15 protein-coding genes are annotated in these 14,143 nt (G+C 60.2%); 6 read left to right on the forward strand and 9 right to left on the reverse strand.

From position 1 onward, the window contains the following. Window positions 1-70 precede the first annotated feature (70 nt). From nuoF to Q0931_RS12550, 5 genes are all read right to left on the reverse strand, one after another. Window positions 71-1,408 carry an NADH-quinone oxidoreductase subunit NuoF gene (nuoF, locus tag Q0931_RS12530; RefSeq protein ID WP_299260762.1) on the reverse strand — a complete coding sequence of 446 codons (1,338 nt, stop codon included), beginning with the start codon at window positions 1,406-1,408 and terminating at the stop codon, window positions 71-73. Continuing rightward, window positions 1,405-1,902 (reverse strand): NADH-quinone oxidoreductase subunit NuoE, encoded by a 498-nt coding sequence (nuoE, locus tag Q0931_RS12535; RefSeq protein WP_299261005.1) that lies wholly within the window; start codon window positions 1,900-1,902, stop codon window positions 1,405-1,407. The genes nuoF and nuoE overlap by 4 nt, the downstream gene beginning before the upstream one ends. A 62-nt stretch (window positions 1,903-1,964) precedes the next feature. Then, window positions 1,965-3,734, reverse strand: coding sequence for an NADH-quinone oxidoreductase subunit C/D (nuoC, locus tag Q0931_RS12540; RefSeq protein ID WP_299260764.1), 1,770 nt, complete (start codon window positions 3,732-3,734; stop codon window positions 1,965-1,967). Between the two features lie 63 nt (window positions 3,735-3,797). Further along, the gene (locus Q0931_RS12545) at window positions 3,798-4,475 is read right to left on the reverse strand and encodes an NADH-quinone oxidoreductase subunit B family protein (protein WP_086621476.1); all 678 of its coding nucleotides are present in this window, start codon (window positions 4,473-4,475) and stop codon (window positions 3,798-3,800) included. Between the two features lie 78 nt (window positions 4,476-4,553). Further along, window positions 4,554-4,988, reverse strand: a complete 435-nt coding sequence (locus tag Q0931_RS12550; protein ID WP_299260767.1) for an NADH-quinone oxidoreductase subunit A — start codon at window positions 4,986-4,988, stop codon at window positions 4,554-4,556. A gap of 345 nt (window positions 4,989-5,333) precedes the next feature. Here Q0931_RS12550 and thiD point away from each other — a divergent pair, with 345 nt between their 5' ends. From thiD to Q0931_RS12570, 4 genes are all read left to right on the forward strand, one after another. Further along, window positions 5,334-6,134, forward strand: a complete 801-nt coding sequence (thiD, locus tag Q0931_RS12555) for a bifunctional hydroxymethylpyrimidine kinase/phosphomethylpyrimidine kinase (protein WP_299260768.1) — start codon at window positions 5,334-5,336, stop codon at window positions 6,132-6,134. A 94-nt stretch (window positions 6,135-6,228) separates the two neighbouring features. Further along, on the forward strand, window positions 6,229-7,086 hold the full coding sequence (locus Q0931_RS12560) for a universal stress protein (protein ID WP_299260770.1): 858 nt from the start codon (window positions 6,229-6,231) through the stop codon (window positions 7,084-7,086). A gap of 47 nt (window positions 7,087-7,133) precedes the next feature. Continuing rightward, entirely contained in the window at window positions 7,134-7,571 is a 438-nt protein-coding gene (gene dtd, locus Q0931_RS12565) for a D-aminoacyl-tRNA deacylase (RefSeq protein ID WP_299260772.1), read from the forward strand. Window positions 7,572-7,617: 46 nt separating this feature from the next. Next, on the forward strand, window positions 7,618-8,394 hold the full coding sequence (locus Q0931_RS12570; protein WP_299260774.1) for an SDR family oxidoreductase: 777 nt from the start codon (window positions 7,618-7,620) through the stop codon (window positions 8,392-8,394). Window positions 8,395-8,471: 77 nt separating this feature from the next. Here the strand turns inward: Q0931_RS12570 and Q0931_RS12575 are convergent, their stop codons facing one another. Together Q0931_RS12575 and Q0931_RS12580 are read right to left on the reverse strand one after the other, a co-directional pair. Further along, window positions 8,472-8,702 carry a ChaB family protein gene (locus Q0931_RS12575; protein ID WP_299260776.1) on the reverse strand — a complete coding sequence of 77 codons (231 nt, stop codon included), beginning with the start codon at window positions 8,700-8,702 and terminating at the stop codon, window positions 8,472-8,474. Window positions 8,703-8,780: 78 nt separating this feature from the next. Next, window positions 8,781-10,697, reverse strand: coding sequence for an ATP-binding cassette domain-containing protein (locus Q0931_RS12580; RefSeq protein ID WP_299260778.1), 1,917 nt, complete (start codon window positions 10,695-10,697; stop codon window positions 8,781-8,783). Between the two features lie 50 nt (window positions 10,698-10,747). Between Q0931_RS12580 and Q0931_RS12585 the strand changes: the two genes are divergently transcribed. Together Q0931_RS12585 and Q0931_RS12590 are read left to right on the forward strand one after the other, a co-directional pair. Continuing rightward, window positions 10,748-11,254 (forward strand): TIGR02444 family protein, encoded by a 507-nt coding sequence (locus tag Q0931_RS12585; protein ID WP_299260780.1) that lies wholly within the window; start codon window positions 10,748-10,750, stop codon window positions 11,252-11,254. Between the two features lie 117 nt (window positions 11,255-11,371). Next, window positions 11,372-12,223, forward strand: a complete 852-nt coding sequence (locus Q0931_RS12590) for an FKBP-type peptidyl-prolyl cis-trans isomerase (RefSeq protein ID WP_299260782.1) — start codon at window positions 11,372-11,374, stop codon at window positions 12,221-12,223. Window positions 12,224-12,609: 386 nt separating this feature from the next. Here the strand turns inward: Q0931_RS12590 and Q0931_RS12595 are convergent, their stop codons facing one another. Next, window positions 12,610-13,104 carry a hypothetical protein gene (locus Q0931_RS12595; RefSeq protein ID WP_299260784.1) on the reverse strand — a complete coding sequence of 165 codons (495 nt, stop codon included), beginning with the start codon at window positions 13,102-13,104 and terminating at the stop codon, window positions 12,610-12,612. A 312-nt stretch (window positions 13,105-13,416) separates the two neighbouring features. Beyond that, the gene (trmB, locus tag Q0931_RS12600) at window positions 13,417-14,136 is read right to left on the reverse strand and encodes a tRNA (guanosine(46)-N7)-methyltransferase TrmB (RefSeq protein ID WP_299260786.1); all 720 of its coding nucleotides are present in this window, start codon (window positions 14,134-14,136) and stop codon (window positions 13,417-13,419) included. Window positions 14,137-14,143 lie beyond the last annotated feature (7 nt).

Raw genomic sequence — 14,143 nt, forward strand, 5'->3', positions numbered from 1 at the left:
TTGCCTGTCACGGCCCGGCGGTCACCGGGCACCTTGATCGTTATCTCACACGTTGTGCCGCATCCGACGGCTATACCGAACCCACCGGTATCGGCTCGGCGTGTGCCTCGCGCGCCGGGTGGCGGATGCCGGCTTCGAATTCGTGTCTGAAGTGCTTGATAGCGGTTTCCAGCGGCATCGCCGCACCCGGTGCATGAGCACAGAATGTCTTGCCGGGGCCGATGTCATGGGCCAGCGAGATCAGCATGTCGATATCGCCGTCTTCGCCTTCACCACGCTCGATGGCGCGCAGCAGTTTCACGCTCCAGGGCAGCCCATCACGACACGGCGTGCACCAGCCGCAGGACTCGCGGGCGAAAAACTCCTCGAGATTGCGGGTCAGCGATACCACGCTCTGATTATGCGCCACCACGGTCATCAGCCCGGTACCCAGACGGCTGCCGGCCTTGCCGATGGCACCGAACTCCAGCGGCAGCTCGAGATGCTCCGGCAGCAGAAAGCCGGTACTGCCGCCGCCCGGCAGCCAGGTCTTGAGCTCGAGTCCGTCACGCATGCCGCCGGCCATATCGAGAAGCTCGGCGCCGGTCACGCCCATCGGCAGCTCCACCAGTCCGGGTCGTTTCACCCGACCGGACACGCCGAAGATCTTGGTGCCGCCATCGTCGCTGCGACCGCCGGACAGCGCCTGATACCACTCGCCTCCATGCAGGGCGATGGCCGGCACGTTACACAGCGTCTCGACGTTGTTGACCACGGTGGGCTTGCCCCACGCCCCGCTCTGTCCCGGAAAGGGCGGTTTGGAGCGCGGGTTGGCACGGCGACCTTCCAGCGAATTGATCAGCGCGGTCTCTTCCCCGCAGATGTAGCGCCCGGCCCCGGTGTGCAAAAAGATATCGAAGTCAAAGTCGCTGCCGCACACCTTCGACCCCAGGATGCCGGCCTCGCGAGCCTCGCTCAGCGCCCGCTCGATCCGTTCGGCCGCCAGCACGTATTCGCCGCGCAGGAAGATGTAGCCCATGCGCGCGTTGTTGGCGTAGCCGGCCAGGATCATCCCCTCGATCAACAGATGGGGGATCTCCTCCATCAGCATGCGGTCCTTGAAGGTGCCCGGCTCCATCTCGTCGGCGTTACAGACGATATAGCCCCGCGGATGGTCATCGCCGCGCGCCGTCAGGCTCCATTTGACCCCGGCAGAGAAACCACCGCCGCCACGACCGCGCAGATTGGCGGTCTTCATGTTCTCGATCAGGTCATCCGGCGACAGGTCCCGCAGCGTGATGCGCACGGCCTCGTAGCCGTCCTTTTGCTGAAATTCGGCCAGATCCACATAGCCGCGATCCTCGCGCAGACGCCAGGTCAGCGGATGGGTCTCGCCGTTGGTGCTGGTGGAAAAGAGATGACTGGTCATGAATAGCGCTCCAGAAGTGCCGACACGTCGCCGGGCTCAACCGGTCCATGAAGGTCCTCATTGATCATCAGCGCCGGCCCGCGGTCGCAGGCCCCCAGACAGCACACCGGCAGCATCGTGAACCGATCATCACCGGTGGTCTGGCCCAGATTGATCCCCAGCTCGCTGGAGATGGCATCACGAAGTTCGTCATGACCGGTCAGAAAGCAGGAGCTGCTGTCACAGACCAGGATAACGTGGCGCCCGACCGGCTGACGAAAGATCAGGCTATAAAAGGTCGCCACCCCCTCGATGTCACTGGAGGGGATGCCCAGCACGTCGCTGATGGCGATCACGGCGCCGTCCGAGATCCAGCCACGACGCTTTTGTACGATCTTGAGCGCGCCGATGGAGGCGGCACGCGGGTTTTCGTAGTGCCCCATCTCATGCTCGATTTCAGAGCGCTCTTCATCAGTGAGCTCGAAGTCGTCGGTGCGCCCGACACTGGCAATCAGGTTGCCCTGACTGGCCTTGCTGGCGCGGGTATTGCCGGTTGCGGGAGTATCCATGGTCATGGTTATCGATCCACGTCGGCCATTACAAAGTCGATGCTGCCCAGATGCGCGATCAGATCCGGCACGAACCCGCCGTTGATAACGGCCGGAATGTGCTGAAGATGGGCAAAGCTGGGCGTACGAATTCGGGTGCGATAGCTCATGGTATTGCCATCGCTGGTCAGGTAATAACTGTTGAGCCCCTTGGTCGCCTCGATCATCTGGAACGACTCGTTGGCCTTGAGTACCGGCCCCCAGGAAACCTGCAGAAAGTGCGTGATCAGCGTTTCGATATGCTGAAGCATCTTGTCGCGCGGCGGCGGTGTGGTCAGCGGGTGATCGGCCTTGTAGTCGCCCTCGGGCATGTTTTTCAGACACTGCTCGATGATGCGAAGGCTCTGGCGCATTTCTTCGATGCGCAACATGCCGCGATCGAAGACGTCGCCGTTGGTGCCCACCGGAATGTCGAAATCAAAACGCTCATAACCCGAGTAGGGCCTGGCCTTTCTCAGATCGTATTTGAGGCCGGTGGCACGCAGGTTGGGGCCGGTCACGCCCCAGGTCAGTGCCTCGGCGGTGGTATGCGTGGCAATGCCGACCGTACGCTCGCGCACGATCGAGTTGTCCATCATGGCGCGTTCGTATTCATCCAGCCGTGGCGGCATCCAGTCCAGAAACTCGCGCACCAGCCGGTCCCAGCCGCGCGGCAGGTCATGCGCCACGCCGCCGATACGAAACCACGCCGGGTGCATGCGAAACCCGGTGATCGCCTCGATCACATGATAGGCCCGCTGCCGGTCGCTGAAGGTATAAAAGACCGGCGACATGGCGCCCAGATCCTGCAGAAAGGTGCCCAGAAACAGCAGATGAGAGTTGATGCGAAACATCTCTGCCATCATCACACGGATGGTTTCGGCCCGGGGCGTGACGGTAATCCCGGCAAGTTTCTCAACGGCCAGGATATAGGGCAGGTTGTTCATGACCCCGCCGGTATAGTCGATCCGGTCAGTGTAGGGAATATAACTGTGCCAGGACTGGCGCTCGGCCATCTTTTCGGCGCCACGATGGTGATAGCCGATGTCCGGGACACAGTCGACCACCTCTTCGCCGTCCAGCTGCAGCGCAATGCGAAACACGCCGTGCACCGAGGGGTGGTTGGGTCCCAGGTTCAGGAACATGTAGTCGGTATCACCGCTGTGACGCTTCATGCCCCAGGCTTCGGGATCGAAGCGCAGCGCTTCCTGCTCGCGGTCCTGGCCCTCCATCGTCAGCGTATAGGGGTCAAATTCGGTCGCGCGGGCCGGGTAATCCTTGCGCAGCGGATGCCCGTTCCAGGTCGGCGGCATCAGCATGCGTGTCAGGTGGGGATGACCCGTGAACTCGATGCCGAACATGTCAAAGACTTCACGCTCATACCAGTTGGCATTGAGATAGACATGACACAGGGTCGGGACGCGCAGATCATCTTCATGCAGCGCCACCTTGATCATCAGCTCGCTGTTACGCTCAAGCGACATCAGCTGATAGAAGACCGTGAAATCCGCCGGTGGCAGGCCGCGTCGATGCATCCGCAGCCGCTCATCCACGCCATGCAGGTCATAGAGCATGACAAACGGCTTGTTGACCTGCTGTACGAAGCGCATGACCTCGATGAGCTGCTCACGCGCCACCCATACCACCGGCATGCCGGTCAGCGTGGGCTGCACCACCAGGTTCGCCTCGCCAAAGCGGGCCTTCAGCTCATCAACAATGGCGAAGGTTGTAGCGTCTGCCTGTGAAATCTCGGTCGTCATCCGTTATTTTCCATCGCCAGTGAACCGGACCCGCTCGCCCTGCGGTGACCCATGTGCCGGTAGTTACACTTCATCAGGTGAACGCAGTTCGGTGACCGCGATACGCTCATCGCGTCGCTTTTCACGCTGGGAGGGCATTTCCGCCTTGTAGACGCCCTGATCTCCCACCACCCAGGTCAACGGGCGACGCTCCTGCTGGATGGAGTCCTGCAACAGCTGCAGTCCCTGAAGGAAGGCTTCAGGCCGTGGCGGGCAACCCGGGATATAAACGTCGATGGGCAGAAACTTGTCGACGCCCTGTACCACCGAATAGATGTCATACATGCCGCCGGAATTGGCACACGATCCCATCGAGATGACCCATTTGGGCTCCAGCATCTGGTCGTAAAGCTCCTGGATGATGGGTGCCATCTTGATGAAGCAGGTCCCCGAAATCACCATCACGTCCGCCTGGCGGGGCGAGGCACGCAGCACCTCGGAACCAAAGCGGGCAATGTCATGCGGCGCGGTAAAGGCCGTGGTCATTTCGACGTAGCAACAGGAAAGGCCGAAGTTATAGGGCCACAGGGAGTTCTTGCGCCCCCAGTTGACGACGTTGTGCATGATGTTTTCGAGCTTGCCCATGAAAACATTGCGATGCACCTGATCATCCATGGGGTCATCAACAATACGTCGCTCCCCGACCGGATACTGACTGCTCTGGGGAGCATCAGGGTCGATGCGCGTAAGCTTGTAGGACATCCAGAGTCCTCCCGGAAAACGTCATTGATCGGTACTGAAGCCGTGTCAGGCGGCCGGCAGGCGCATGCCTGCCACTACTCAGTCGTCGGTATGATCACGCTGGGCAGGCTGATGAATCCGATCCGGCTGCACACGGCGTCTGGGTACCCAGTCCAGTGCGCCAACACGGCTGTCATAGATCAGGCCGGCCAGCAAAATGAAGATAAATACGCTGGCGCCCACCAGCCCGGTCCAGCCTGTCTCACGCACGGAGATGGCCCAGCCAAAGAGATAAAGGGCTTCCACATCAAAGATGACAAAAAGCATGGCCACCATGTAGAACTTGACCGAGAAACGCTGGTGGGCACTACCGGTCGGCACGATACCGGACTCGTAGGGCGTTTCCTTCCTGTGCCCCCATGCTCGACCACCGAGCAGGGCGGAAGCTGTCACCATAAAGGTACACAGGGCCAGTACGGCGACAATGAAAACACCGACTGACCAGTTTTGAGCCAGTTGCGCTGCCAGATCCATGGACGCTCACTCATCTTGGTCTGCTCCAGCGACATTGCATCGTCTGGCGCTTTCGTTATTCAACCATCCGGAGCAGGTTGCCCGAATGACAGGAAATTCTCGACTGCAGAAGGTCAAGTCAGCCTCGAGATCACCATCGTTACATTAGAAGCCGATGCGGGATTTCGCCAATGCCGTCACCGGCTTTTTCGATGTCGATTTTGGAATGTTCCCCCTGTAGCCTTCGTGTATCCAATCAAAATATTGCGATACCATATTAGACTTTAGTTTTATCTACCGCGATATCATGGACGCTGTAACCGTTTCACGCCCTTCTCTACGCCGTTGACAACTTCTGGACACCTTATGCGCCCGACCCGTTTTCTCTCCATTGCCGGTACCGATCCCAGTGGTGGTGCCGGGCAGTCCGCTGATATCAAAACAGCCAGCGCCCTGGGCGCCTACACCACCAGTGTCCTGACGGCGGTACTGGCCCAGAACACCTGTGGCGTTCGCGAGGTCATGGCACTGCCGCAGACCCTGATTCGCGCCCAGCTTGACGCCGTGTTCGAGGATATCGGCATCGATTGCGTCAAGATCGGCATGGTCAGCGACCTTGCCACGGCGCAGCTGATTCGGGAGTTCATTGAGCGCTATCGACCAGCGCATGTTGTGCTGGATCCGGTGATGGTGGCCAAAAGCGGCGACATGCTGGTGGACCGTGACGGCTTTCACGCCGTGCGCGACGTGCTGATTCCGGTGGCCGACGTCATTACACCCAATCTGCCGGAAGCGGCCGTACTGCTGAATACTGACATCCCCGCCAACCATGACGGCATGGAAGCGATGCTGCCAGGACTTGGCGCGCTGGGCAGCGATATCGTGGTGCTCAAGGGCGGTTATCTGGTCGGCAGTGTCAGCAATGACCTGGTGCTGACACCTGACGGAACGCACTGGCTGGAGGCAGAGCGCATCAGGACCCGCTCACTGCATGGCTCGGGATGTACACTGGCGTCCGCTATCGCGGCGCTGCTGCCGCGCCATGACACACCGATCGAGGCCATCAGACAGGCCAAGGCCTACATGACCCGGGCTCTGGAGGCTGCCGAGCGGCTGGAAGTCGGCAAGGGCCAGGGGCCGGCCCATCACTTTCACGCCTGGTGGTAGCTGTGGGGACAGGCAACCACTATCATTTCAGCGGTGCTCCTGCCATTACCGACACCTGCAAGTGCCCCCTTAATCAACGGGCAAGGATTCAGCCATGAATACGACGCTGCTGCTGGCCACTGATCTCTCCCATGAATGTGAGGCAGCCCTTGTGCGGGCGCTACATCTGTCTCAGCGCAGTCAGTCGCGCCTGGACATTTTGCATGTCGTGGACCCCTATCTGCCCGAGCACACCCTCCCGGCACTGTTCCATGCCATCGAGGAGGAGATCGACCGGACACTGAACACGCTGTGTGAACATCATGAATTAAAGCGTCCGGCGGCTACCGAGATTCACATCGTCAGCGGCGTGCCCTATGCCGAAATCATCCGCGAGGCCTACGAGCGTAGCGCCTCGATGATTGTCATGGGCACCCATCGCAAGCAGGGCCAGCCGGACCTGATTGGCGGCACCACCCTGTCACGTGTCATGCGCCGGGCACCCTGTCCGGTGGTCAGTATCCCGCATGACGGCGAGCCGGACTGGCAGGACATTCTGGTGCCGGTGGACTTTTCACTCGCCTCGCGTCATACCCTCAAGGAAGTGCTGATGCGCTTTCCCAACGTGCGCCTGACGCTGTTGCACGCCTGGGATATGCCGGTGGCGATGGAGCTTTGCAAAGGCACCAATTACCAGCACTGGCGCGATCTTGAGCGTCAGCGCCTGCGCCAGCAGCTCGAACTTGAAACCGAGCGATTGATGAGCGACCTGCACGCCAGGCCCGATCTGGAGCTGGTTCTGCAGCAGGGCGACCCCTCTCAGGTCCTGCTGGATCGACTGCGCCAGCAGCCGCCCGACCTGCTGGCACTGGGCAGCCATATTCGCGTCGGCATCGGACGCTCTACCGACAGCCTGCTGGAGCGACTGCTGACCGAGACCCGCGGCGACCTGATGCTCTGTCGCACCTGGTAGCCGAATGCGGCGCGGGCCCCAACGACGATATTGACAATGGAGAGACCATGCGAGCCCTGATTCAGCGGGTCAGCCAGGCAAGTGTTCAGGTGGAAGGCAAACGCATTGGCACCATCGATCAGGGGCTGCTGGCCCTGATCGGTATCGAGCGCGATGACACCCCGGAGCGCGCCGAGAAGCTTTTGCACAAGATGCTCAACTATCGCATTTTCAGCAATGATCAGGGCCGCATGAATCTGGGGCTTTCAACGGTCGAAGGCGGTCTGCTGCTGGTCTCCCAGTTCACTCTGGTGGCCGATACCCGCAAGGGACTGCGCCCCGGGTTTTCCAACGGTGCGTCTCCGGCCGACGGTGAGCGACTGTTCGATCACCTGGTCGAGCTCGCCCGCAGGGATCACGCCAACGTCGAGACCGGCCGCTTTGGCGCCGACATGCAGGTCTCGCTGATCAACGATGGTCCCGTCACGTTCATGCTGGAAAGCTGAAGGCTGGAAAGCAGATCACTTTCGAACCCTCAAGCAGGCAGAACCCATGAGTATCTCCACTTCACCCGAGGCGCGCGTAGCGCTGATCACCGGCGGCGCGCAGGGCATCGGCCGCGGCATTACCGACTATCTCATCGCTCGCGGCTGGTGTGTCGCGATCATCGATATCGATGAGGAAGCCGTCCAGGAAATGCGCGAGCGTCATGTCCCGGCAAGCCTTCTGGCCATCACCGCCAGTGTCAGCGACGAAACGGCCGTCAACGAAGCCTTTGAGCGCACGGCAAACTGGCGGGGCCGGCTGGATCTGCTGGTCAATAACGCAGGCCCGGCCGACCCGTACTGCGGGCCGCTGGAGTCGCTGTCGCTCGAGCGCTGGCATCACTGGCTGGACAATCATCTCACCGGCGCCTTTCTCTGTTCGCGTGCCGCGATCCCGCTGCTGCGCCCGACGCAGGGGGCCATCATTCACATGGCCTCGACCCGGGCCCTGCAGTCCGAGCCCGAAAGCGAAGGTTATGCGGCCAGCAAGGGCGGCCTGCTGGCGCTGACCCATGCGATGGCGACAAGCCTTGGCCCGGACATTCGCGTCAATGCCATCTGTCCCGGCTGGATCGAGACCGGCGAGCATCAAAAGGCCGCCCATCGCGAGACGCCTTCCCACAGTGACACCGACCGCCACCAGCATCCGGTCGGCCGCGTGGGCCATCCTGATGACATCGCCGCTCTGGTCGCCTTTCTGGCAGGCCCGGAGGCCGGCTTCATTACCGGTCAGCATTTTCCCGTCGATGGCGGCATGACGCGCAGGATGATCTACGCCGAATAGCACAATACAGGGCAGCCGGACGCAAAACGGGCCGCCACACGCATGTGACGGCCCGCAGTTTGATCAGACGGCATCCTTCAGTGCTTTGGATGCCACTTGCCGTCATCACCCTTTTGATATTTCGACTCGACCGCCTTCCAGGCCACCGCGTGGGCCGTCTCTTCGCGGGATGAATTCCCGCGGCGATCGGAGGGCTTGTCATACTCGTCCCAGGCGCTGTTGAAGGCTTCCTTGTAGATGGTGCGGGCATGCGGCGGCAGCACCTTGCGCGCGCTGTCCGGAATATCATCACGATTATCGTAGGGCATCTTTCCTCCCTGATGTCAGCCGATTACGATGGAAACCCTCCCAGTGTAGACCGCTGCCAGCATCTGCCAACCCACGCCTCAGGAAGCGGTGAGCTGCGCCTGCATCTCTTCCAGTGCCTCTTCGGCCTCCATCCAGGCCTGCTCATCGCTTTCAAGGCGTGACTTCCACTCGCCCTGCTCACGCAGCAGCTCGGTCAGGCGCGCCTTCTGATCGGCTTCATAAACAGCGGGATCCGAGAGCTGTGCCTCGATCGCCTCAAGCGCTGCCTGCGCCTTTTCCATCGACTTCTCGGCGGCGTCACGCTGTTTCTTCAGAGGCTTGAGCTGTTCGCGAAGTTCCGCGGCTGCACGCCGAGCAGCCTTGCGATCTTCTTTCGGTGCGCCGGTGTCGTCGTGATCAAGGGCAGGCGCACGGGCGGCTTCGGTGAGGCGATTTTTCAGCCACAGCCGGTAGTCCTCCAGCGTGCCGTCAAAGGCGGCGACCCGGCCATCGGCCACGCACCAGAACTCATCAACACTGGCCCGCAGCAGATGGCGATCGTGCGAGACGATCAGCACGGCGCCGTCAAAGGCGGCCAGCGCCTCGGTCAGCGCATCGCGCATGTCCAGGTCCAGGTGGTTGGTCGGCTCATCGAGCAGCAGCAGATTGGGCTTTTGCCAGGCAATCAATGCCAGCGCCAGACGCGCCTTTTCGCCGCCCGAGAAGCGGGTGATCACCTCGAAGGCGTCATCCCCACGGAAACCAAAACCACCCAGAAAATCGCGAATGACCTGCTCGGAAGCCTGCGGCGACAGGCGCTGAACATGCGTGAAGGCACTGGCATTGAGATCCAGCGCGTCGAGCTGATGCTGGGCGAAATAGCCGATCGCGAGATGCTCACCCTCGGTACGCTCTCCCCTGAGCAGTGCCAGCTCTCCGGTCAGCGCCTTGATCAGCGTTGATTTACCCGCACCGTTCGGCCCCAGCAGACCAATGCGACTACCGGGCGCCAGCGACAGGCGTACGTTTTCCACGATCGGGGCTTCGCCATAGCCAATGGCGGCGTGATCGATCGACAACAGCGGATGCGACACCTTGTCAGAACAGGGCAGACGAAAGCGAAACGGTGACTCGGCACGCAGCGGCGCAATGTCTTCCATGCGCTCGAGCATCTTGAGCCGGCTCTGGGCCTGTTTGGCCTTGGTCGCCTTGGCACGAAAGCGGCGCACGAAGTCCTCGATTTCGGCGCGACGGGCCTGCTGTTTCTCGCGCTCGGCCTCGCGCTGGGCCAGTCGCTCGGCGCGGGTACGTTCAAAGGTCGTGAAGTTGCCGCGATAAAGCTGCACATGACGCTGATCAAAATGCACGATGTGGTCGCACACCGCATCGAGAAAATCGCGGTCGTGCGAGATCAATAAAAGCGTGCCGGGATAGCGCACCAGCCACTGCTCAAGCCACAAAAGCGCGTCCAGATCCAGGTGGTTGGTCGGCTCATCAAGCAGCATCAGATCCGAGGGCTTGAACAGCGTCTGCGCCAGATTGGCGCGCATGCGCCAGCCGCCAGAGAAATCCGACAGCGGCCGCTCGAGATCGCGCTGGGCAAAGCCGAGGCCGACCAGCAGCTGCTCGGCCCGGGCCCTGGCCGTATAGCCATCCAGCGACTCGATGGCGCCGTGCAGCTCGGCCTCACGGTGGTGCTCGCCGGCCTCGCGGGCGGCTTCCAGCGCTGCCTGTGTTTCGCGCAGGGCGTGGTCGCCGTCAAGCACGAAATCGGTCAGGCTGCGCGAGAGCGTCACGATCTCCTGGCTCATGTGGGCAATGCGCACCCCGCCATTGAGCGCTATCTCGCCACGCTCGGGCGTCAGCTGCCCCAGAATCAACTGGAAAAGGCTCGATTTGCCCGTGCCGTTGGCGCCCGCAATACCGGCGTGGTGCCCCATCGAAAGCATGAAGTCTGCGGACTCGATCAGCGGGACCCCGCCGCGTTGGAGCTCGAGCTGGCGAAATGCGATCATGCAGTATCCTGTCCGGCCGGTTGCCGATAAGTGGTCGAATGAACAAGTCAATGGGTGCCCATTCTAACCGAAATCTCCCGGCGCTTTGGCCCTGGGCGCTGGCGTTTTATGAGCGTCCCGGCGTCAGCGACGCCCTGCTCGAGCTTCAGGATGAGGCCGGCCTTGATGTCTGCGAACTGCTCTGGGGATTCTGGCTGCTGACACATGATCGGACACCGGTTGCAGATCCTGCCTCGGCGCTGGCGCCAGTACGCCAGTGGCAGCAACACTACACGCAGCCGCTGCGCCAGCTAAGACGCGACCTCAAGGCGCAGGTTGCAGACCGGCCCGAACTTGAACAGATGCGCACGCATATTAAAAAGGCTGAACTGCAAGGCGAACATGAAACGCTGCGCCGGCTCGAAGCACTGGGCATTTCAGCATCCATCCCCCGCCCTGAACATTTCTCTTTTGAGGCGCTTTTGCATCCCCTGATCGGCGAGCTCGAGATCCATCATCAGCGGCTGATTTCCCATCTACGGCTTGAAAGTGAGAATATGGCGCCCCCATCGTGCTGATAGTCCGTTAAAAACGGTCGGTTGAAAGACACCCGACATTCCTTCAGGGATTGGCGTGATTTTTTTCATCAGGTGTTGTCCAACATCCCTTGATGACCATATGTACAAGGAGATTTCATGAATAAACTGTTGAGCGCGGTCACTCTGAGCACGCTGATCATACTGACCGGCTGTTCCGATGCTGACGACGGCAAGGACAAAAATGCTGATGATCAAGCCGCACAGCAGGAACAGGAACAGACCCAGCAAAACGACACCGGCGACAGCACCCAGCAACAGGATGACTTCAAGTCCGATCAGGCACGGCTGGCCTATGCCGTTGGTGTGACGCTGGCGCGCAACCTTCATGAAGACATGAAGGATCTGGATGTTGATAACTTCACCAGTGGCATCAAGGACGTCTACGACGGCAACGACATCCGTCTCAGCGATCAGCAGATCGGCAATGCCCTGCAGCAGTATCAGCAGCAGATGGTGGCCGAGCAGCAAAAGCAGATGCAGCAGGAAGCCGATAAAAACGACCAGGCCGGCAAGCAGTTCCTGGAAGAAAATGCCGGCAAGGACGGGGTCGAGACCACTGACTCCGGCCTGCAGTATCGCGTGATGGAAGAAGGTGACGACAGCGCCACACAGCCCGGCGATGAAGACCAGGTCCGCGTCAATTACGAAGGTCGCACCATTGACGGCAACGTCTTTGACAGCTCCTATGAGCGTGGCGAGCCGGTCACCTTCCAGGTCGATCAGGTTATTCCCGGCTGGCAGGAAGCGCTGAAGATGATGCACCCGGGCGACAAGTGGGAAATCTACGTACCGTCCGATCTGGCCTACGGCGAAGCGGGTACCGGCCCGATTGGACCGAACCAGACCCTGATCTTCAAGGTAGAACTGCTTGGCGTGGGCGATGACGCCACCAGCGCAGACAGCGATGACACCAGTGCCGATCAGGCAGAAGACGCCGGAGCCCAATAGGCCAACCAGGCCGACCATACGGGGCACTTCCGCAACCACCGGGCCTTATCGCCCGGTGGTTTTTTATTGTCTGACAACATGTTACAGACAGTGGATAAATCCTGCCCGAACACCCTGTGGATAAGGTTGTGAGGTTCTCTTTAATGGCTGCCGCAGCGCCTGTGCATAAATGTCGCACATCCCTCTCCGCCTTATGGCACTTCCTGCAAAGAAAAATGACATAAAACTCATAACACTTTGTTTCTTATCATTATTTAGAAAAACATGAGCAAACGGGGTGAAATTATTCACATTGGACGGCTTTGCCTTCTGTCAAGCAAAAATTCCCAACGCCGTGTGGATAATTAATAGGAAAATTCATGTTTTAGTTCGCGTGACATTGTGCATCAGTGGCACGGCAGTGACAGATCATACCAGCTGCCCAAAAGCCCTCTGGGGGTGGTCACTACAAGACTGCCCCGTGCACGGTGGGTATTGGTTTCACACAGGGGAATATCGAACGTACCGCGATAATGACCAGCCGACACGGCATCCAGGGTCATGGCTGCCTGACGCCAGCGACTGCCGGTTTCCTCAAGCTGCATCTTCACCTTTTCCGCCTTCAGCCCGGTGAGCACCATCTCCACGCTCAGCTGCCCTTTCTGATAGTCCCACTGCGTCTGCATCTCACCGAATCGGCCCAGCGCCGTAAAGCAGCGCTCATCCAGCGGCCGGCAGTCAAGTTCGGGGGCAAACCAGGTCACCTGCGATCGATTGCCGGCCCCCACGTAGTAGTAACCCAGATAGGCAATGGCCACGGTAACCGTCATCAACGTGACCACCACCAGCGTGTTGAGCCAACGAAGCGAGGGGATTCGAGCAGAGGAATCGGGTATCGGCATGGGGCGTCCGGTGATCGAGCGAGCGTTGGACAACATACGGCAACAGCCGTGAAGCCGGCCGCAAATAACAGCAGACATTCATTTAAAAAATATTCTCATTTGCCTTGACCATCTAAATGAGAATGGTTATCTTTGATATGTGGTGATCGCCAGTCGCCACATGAACAACCCGATATGTCAGGTATCGAGTGGTTCATCTCCTCATCAAGCTAGTCACGGTCCTTGAGCCGCCCGATTGGGCGGCTTTTTTATGTCGGTCATAAAGACCTTTTGACGTCGAGCCTGCAGACCCCGCCCGTGATATCGGCTGGATCAGTCACTGCGCTGATAAATCAGATCCCAGACGCCATGACCCAGCCGCTCACCGCGGGTTTCAAACTTGGTCAGGGGACGAAAGTCCGGGCGCGGAACGTAATCTCCCTCAGGTGCCAGCGTCACGAACCCGGGCGCCTCGTTCATGGTCTCGACCATGTATTCAGCGTAGGGCTGCCAGTCGGTCGCCATGTGGAAGCGGCCTTGCGGCTCGAGCACGCGACGCACCCGCTCAATGAAGGCCGGCTGCAGGATTCGACGCTTGTGATGGCGTTTTTTGGGCCAGGGATCAGGGAAGAAGAGCTGCAGCGTATTGACCGATTCGGCCGGCAGGCAGTCATCGAGTACCTTGAGCGCGTCCTCGCGATACACCCGTACATTGCACAATCCTGCCTTGTCGACATCATCAAGCAGCTTGCCCACCCCCGGCGGATGGACCTCGATACCGATAAAGTCGGTATCCGGGTTGGCCATGGCCTGCTGGAGCAGCGAGCCGCCCATGCCAAAGCCGATCTCGACCACACACGGTGCCTGACGCCCGAACAGCGCCTCAAGATCCAGCCGACCCTGTGAAAGCGTTAGTCCCAGGCGCGGAAAAACCTCTTCCAGACCGCGACGCTGGGCCAGAGTCATTCGCCCGCTGCGAACCACATAACTCTTGATGCCGCGATGCGGCGTATCTTCGCCGGCCTCGGGGTCCGGCGTTGTGTCTTCTGTCATCACAAAT

Origin of the sequence: uncultured Kushneria sp. (assembly GCF_947497025.1) — a bacterium.
Lineage (GTDB): Bacteria > Pseudomonadota > Gammaproteobacteria > Pseudomonadales > Halomonadaceae > Kushneria.

Bases quoted from the DNA above. Each gene is read 5' to 3' on its own strand.
- Q0931_RS12570 (WP_299260774.1), top strand. From the start codon at position 7,618: ATGAGTATCTCCACTTCACCCGAGGCGCGCGTAGCGCTGATCACCGGC.
- nuoF (WP_299260762.1), bottom strand. From the start codon at position 1,408: ATGACCAGTCATCTCTTTTCCACCAGCACCAACGGCGAGACCCATCCG.
- trmB (WP_299260786.1), bottom strand. From the start codon at position 14,136: ATGACAGAAGACACAACGCCGGACCCCGAGGCCGGCGAAGATACGCCG.
- Q0931_RS12590 (WP_299260782.1), top strand. From the start codon at position 11,372: ATGAATAAACTGTTGAGCGCGGTCACTCTGAGCACGCTGATCATACTG.
- dtd (WP_299260772.1), top strand. From the start codon at position 7,134: ATGCGAGCCCTGATTCAGCGGGTCAGCCAGGCAAGTGTTCAGGTGGAA.
- Q0931_RS12575 (WP_299260776.1), bottom strand. From the start codon at position 8,702: ATGCCCTACGATAATCGTGATGATATTCCGGACAGCGCGCGCAAGGTG.
- Q0931_RS12585 (WP_299260780.1), top strand. From the start codon at position 10,748: ATGGGTGCCCATTCTAACCGAAATCTCCCGGCGCTTTGGCCCTGGGCG.
- nuoC (WP_299260764.1), bottom strand. From the start codon at position 3,734: ATGACGACCGAGATTTCACAGGCAGACGCTACAACCTTCGCCATTGTT.
- thiD (WP_299260768.1), top strand. From the start codon at position 5,334: ATGCGCCCGACCCGTTTTCTCTCCATTGCCGGTACCGATCCCAGTGGT.
- Q0931_RS12580 (WP_299260778.1), bottom strand. From the start codon at position 10,697: ATGATCGCATTTCGCCAGCTCGAGCTCCAACGCGGCGGGGTCCCGCTG.
- Q0931_RS12560 (WP_299260770.1), top strand. From the start codon at position 6,229: ATGAATACGACGCTGCTGCTGGCCACTGATCTCTCCCATGAATGTGAG.
- Q0931_RS12545 (WP_086621476.1), bottom strand. From the start codon at position 4,475: ATGTCCTACAAGCTTACGCGCATCGACCCTGATGCTCCCCAGAGCAGT.
- Q0931_RS12550 (WP_299260767.1), bottom strand. From the start codon at position 4,988: ATGGATCTGGCAGCGCAACTGGCTCAAAACTGGTCAGTCGGTGTTTTC.
- Q0931_RS12595 (WP_299260784.1), bottom strand. From the start codon at position 13,104: ATGCCGATACCCGATTCCTCTGCTCGAATCCCCTCGCTTCGTTGGCTC.